The 5372-nt window shown below is 45.8% G+C and carries 3 protein-coding genes and 1 pseudogene; all 4 read left to right on the plus strand.

Annotated features, from left to right (window positions below; all coding sequences use genetic code 11):
• Positions 1-1238 (plus strand): RND family transporter (locus ABYP33_RS17185; RefSeq protein WP_373092378.1); only part of this gene is annotated, 1238 nt, incomplete at its 5' end.
• Positions 1239-1709: 471 nt separating this feature from the next.
• Positions 1710-1948, plus strand: a pseudogene (locus ABYP33_RS17190) (type II toxin-antitoxin system HigB family toxin).
• 693 nt (positions 1949-2641) lie between these two features.
• Positions 2642-4963 (plus strand): TonB-dependent receptor, encoded by a 2322-nt coding sequence (locus ABYP33_RS17195; RefSeq protein ID WP_373092379.1) that lies wholly within the window; start codon positions 2642-2644, stop codon positions 4961-4963.
• Positions 4964-4983: 20 nt separating this feature from the next.
• Positions 4984-5372, plus strand: a 389-nt coding sequence (locus ABYP33_RS17200) for a hypothetical protein (RefSeq protein WP_373092380.1), incomplete at its 3' end; no start/stop codon positions are given.

A 5372-nucleotide genomic window follows, 5' to 3' on the forward strand; every position in this document is an offset into this window, starting at 1 on the left:
CCATGGTGGTGACTATCGTCTGTACGCTGCTGCTGTTTCCCGCATTATTGCTGCTATTCCCTAGGGAACACGTCACAGAATCGAGCAGTATATTTAGCGGTGTTATGCAAACCGCGCAAGGGTTTTGCACCAAGCGCAGCACCCTGATTATGGTGTTTAGCATTGCCTTTTTTGCCGTCAGTGTCTTTGGGTCATTGCGCTTAAATGTCGAAAACAGCTTTATCAATTATTTTGCTAGCGATACCGATGTTCACAAAGAACTGAGCTTTATCGACAAGGAATTTGGCGGTTCGACTCAGCTAGACATTGTCTATACGCCGCCAAAAGCAGCGAATCCAGACAAAAATCTATTGCTAAGGGCAAGGGACGTTCAGACTGCCCACAGTATTCAAAAATCACTGGCCCAGTTTGAGGCCATGGGTACTACGTTGTCGGTGGTGGACTTCACCCAACTCGCAAAGCAGTTAAACAACAATAAACCGCTAACAGAATACGAACTCACCGCCATTTATTGGACGCTTGATAAAAACGTGCGCGAAGACCTGCTCAGTAGCTATTTTATTGAGCCGCCGGCCCAGCTGCGTATAAGCGCTAGAATTAGAGACAGTACCGAGAACCTTGATCGCGGTGTGTTACTTGCCGACATCCACAAGCAGGTTCAGGCTCAGGACGTAGCGCCAGAAGACTACAAACTCAGTGGCCTGTTTGTACTGTATCAAACAATGTTAGAGCAGCTGTTCACCTCCCAGATTCTCAGTTTAGGCGCGGTGTTTCTCGCCCTAGGCATCGCCTTTTGCTTAATATTTAGGTCGCTTCGCATTGCCTTGATAACCATAGTGCCCAATATCATCTCGGCGTTTGCGGTGTTAGGCGTTATGGGTTGGGCGGGTATCCCGCTCGATTTCATGACCATGACAATTGCCGCCATCGCGATGGGGATAGCGGTAGATGATACCATCCACTACACCCACCGCTACCTGCAGGAACTTGCCACGCACACCCCAGAGGAGGGGGTTGCCCGCAGTCATCGCAGTGTAGGCTATGCCTTAATTTATACGTCGCTCATTATTTCGTTTGGCTTCGGGCTATTGGTATTTTCTGATTTTGTGCCCGGCGTGCTATTTGGCTTATTGACTGGCTTGGCAATTATCATCGCGCTAATCGCAGATTTAACACTGCTGCCCGCAATGCTTCAAAAGTTTGTACGCGGGCCAGCTGCGAAGACGGTCGACCGCTAGGAGTAAGCCCACGCGGGTATGACGTCCGTGCAGTTTGATACGCCACATCCACGCCATTTGCGCATGCTAGAGATAACGAAACACCGTCATCTGGTTACAGTCCTTGCTTTTTTTGGGACGTTGAGCCGGGAACTCGAACTGCTGTGGACGAGCTTAATTTACGCCGTCGTCGGCCTCGTGTTTGAGATTTTTTATCTGGCGTCTTTGGCGGTGTAGTACTGCGCGATGTAAGCTAGAGATGCCGGTGCCTTCTAGACACGCTCAAGCCTTCCATATCATCGTTGTATATCGCCATTCTGACCTCACACAGTCTTCTGAATTTGATACAGAACCCAACGCCACCGAAGTAGCTCACGGTTATCCTACTAGATGACCGACCAAGTTCGACAAGACGGCTTTGTCGCAGTAGCCGACATATGCGCAAGCGTAGCGCCTGTCGCACTGATCCCAAAAGGCGACTAATATATATTCATACGTATTATTGCTCTCTCAACTTTGAAAGCCTTTTGGGCGATCTCTCCGGCTTACGGCGATTCAATACTGCCCGAAATGGCTTGGTAGAGAGACATTAAAGGTGGAAGAGTTGTGTTCAACATTGCCAAACAAGTATCGACTGGTCATTTGGATCAACTATCCGTTATAGAGTGGTTTACATTCGTTTCGTTGGTACACATAAACAGTATGACGAAATAGATGCACGGACAGCCTGAGTTGACCCATGGAAATTTGTCCAATTAAAACCCCGACAGAAGGCGGTTCCTTAGGAGAATAGGTTAAAAATTAATTTATGGTAATTATTTGGTGGTCCTAATTGGGGGTGGAAGTGGTAATGTCGCAGCGACAGGGTTGGGATTGGATGGTGTTTTCTGGATATTGATTATTTTCGGAATACGGTAGTTCGCGGACTTGGCTTTAGCTGAGTGTTTATTGAGACGGCTTATTAAATATATTTAATATAAATGGCATATGTTATTGTTTTTTTTAACAATGTCGGTGATAGAAAAGTTTCGGCGTTTTATTGAGTTAGTTGTTGTAGTTTTTGTGTGATAGGGTGTCCTAGTTTTATAAATAGGATTAATTATTAAAAAAATAAAAATAATTTAATAAATAATAAGTTGTATAAAAATAACATTTTATGTTCTCTACGGTAAGGTCGACGGTGGGGCCTTGTTTAAAAGGGCTTGTACGGCCTTGTGTCAATTGCTGTCTTCACGGATAGGGTGCTGATGTTTCTATAAAAAACAGTAATGACGTGTATCTCTGTGCCGGAATGGGAGATCGATGTATCGATTTTTAGTGCGGCGGTGATGGTAGAAGTGCTTAGAGTTCAGTGAAAGTAGCGGTAGGGGTTATAAAGAAGAATTTTAAGATAAAAAATAATAATTATATGGGGTATATAAAAAATGACAGTTATCCGCTTTAAGTTGGTGTTTGCCACGCTTATTTGTGGCGTATTTGGTATTGCTAGTAGCCCTGCGTATAGTCTTGAAAAAAAAAGTGGCAACCGCATGATAGAAGAGGTCTTGGTGGTTGCGCAAAAGCGTGAAGAAAAAATGCAAGAGATCCCCATCTCTGTACAGGCATTCTCTGAAAATCGGCTCGAGGCCATGGGCATTACATCTATTGCAGACCTGCAATTGGTAGCGCCGGGTATGAACTACACCGAAACCTCTGGCTTTGGCATTATCTACATTAGGGGGGTGGGTTCAGACACCTTTTTAATGGGTGATCCTAATGTGGCGACCTATATCGATGGTGTGTATTTACCATTCGCCGTTGGGGTAAATCAGGAGTTATTTGGTCTTGAGCAAATAGAAGTGCTTAAGGGGCCACAGGGAACATTGTTTGGCCGCGGCGCGAACGGTGGCGCAATCAATATCATGACAAAAGCGCCCTCGTTAACCGAGCCGGAAGTACAGCTTGAGTGGGGCTATGATTCATTAAATACGGTATCGACAAAAGCCTATTTTTCTTACCCGCTAGCAGAGACCTTGGCGATGTCAATTTCGACCTCTTACAAATCTGGCGATCATTGGTATGACCCTGAGTCAACGGGAGGGGGGGAGAGGTTACCTCAGGTGTCTTCACAGGCCATGCGGATAAAACTGCTCTGGACCCCTGTTGATGAACTAGAGCTTTTATTTTCCTATATGCGATCTTTTGATCAAGGAACATCATCAGGCTTACAAGGCAACTCTGAACCAAGTCTGTTAGCCGAAATAGTGGGTATAGAGCCGCAAACGGGGTATACCGTTCATAATGATGTTCCTGTGTATTATTCCTCAAACAACAAGATAGTTAGTCTTACAGGGAAATGGAGTGGTGAGCAACACGACTATAAATTTTTAATGAGCCGGCAAGACGGATCACCAACAGGGCTGTTTATCGATTTTGATGGGGCGCCTGAAGCCGTCGCTTATTTTGGTAGCGATAACGGTGCTGTTACTGAAGTAGATACCGCCGAGCTGCAAATGATATCGACTGGGGATGGTTGGGCAGGTAGCAATGTTCGCTATAACCTGGGCTACTACTGGGTTAACTGGGTGTCCGCGCTTGACCCGGTATTTTTAGGGCTGGCAGGTGTTGACCTCTCTACCGGCGCCGCGAATACGACGATTGGTTTGCCAGCAGGCTTTGTTCAGTTGTTAGATGCAATTTTGGAGCCCTTATTGGGTTTTGGTACTCCATCGGGCGCTGTTCGTCTAGTGGGGGGGAATACCCTCGATTCCCACGCGCTTTACGCCCAAACCTCCATTGACTTTTGGGATGATTTTACCTTTACCCTCGGGGTCCGTTACCAACAAGAAACCCGAACGCTCGATGAGTCAAGTTCCGCCTTAGGCGATTCTAATGTCGATCCAATCGTATACATACAAAAATATGAAGATATAGAAGACAAGGTCACCAGCACCAAGCCCAAAATAGGCTTGGAGTATCGGCCACCGATTATGGACGATACCATGCTATATATCAGTGCGCAGCAGTCCATTAAGGGTACCCAATTCAACTTAATTAATATTTATGATCCACCCGAGCAAATTGATCCTGAAGAAATGGATGCCATCGAGCTGGGTATAAAAACGTCGCCGTTTGGCCCTGGCTCAGTGTTTAACTTCGCCTATTTTAAATACGATATTACCAATCTTCAGGTGCAGTTTGTGTCCTTGCTTCAAGGCGGGGCGGTGACCCAAGAGAACGCCGGCGGCGCTGACATCGAAGGTTATGAGTTTGAGTTTCAGACGCTGCTATTTCCCAGAACAATCGATAATTTAGTGCTTATCGCTAACGGCACCATGCTGACCACCAAGGAGTATAGCGAATACCTGAATGGCAGCGGGTTTGACCCTAACACCGGCCTATTGTCGACCGGCAATGATTATTCGGGCAATGAAATTGCAAGAGCACCGGATGCAACGGGGACACTTGGGTTGTCTAAAACTACCGAAGTGCCCGGTGGGTCGATCGAGATTGGTGCAGATTATTACTATAACTCCGGCTTTTACTATCTTGCACAGAACTCTGAAAAAAGCGTCGAAGACGCCTATACCGTCTTGAACGCAAGGATCAGTTATTTTTATGAAGCAGAGAATTTACGGGTCACGCTATATGGCAGAAACCTCGAAGGCACCGAATACAATTATGGCCGTTTTCACGTTGACTTCGGCACGGCAGATTATAAAGCACCACGAGATATTGTTGGACTGAAAGTGAATTGGCAATTTTAATTATAACTGGGAGCTATAGAGTGGAAAATAATGTGATTAATGTATTACGAACCGTATCAGTTTTCGGTGTCTTGTCGGTTCTTTCTGCGCCTGTTATGGCGAGTGATGATAATGAAATGTGGAAAGAAAGGCGCTACGTCTATGCGTTAGGGAATAATCGCATCGCCAGCGATGACAGTAAGCTTGATAGCACCTTGGGCTTTGGGGTGGGATTTGGCTATTTTCTCGACAGATGGTCTATTGAAACTGTTTTGTTTGGGGAGGTTGAACAGGACGGGAATAGCGATGGCAGCGATGCAAAAATCAATGGTATTTCAATGCATGTTTTAAAGTTTCCATTTGATAGTGTTCCTGGCTTATTTGCTAAATTGGGCTTTGGGATATCTGAGTATTCAGACTTTCCTACGGC

This window comes from Zhongshania sp. (genome assembly GCF_041584495.1).
Lineage (GTDB): Bacteria > Pseudomonadota > Gammaproteobacteria > Pseudomonadales > Spongiibacteraceae > Spongiibacter.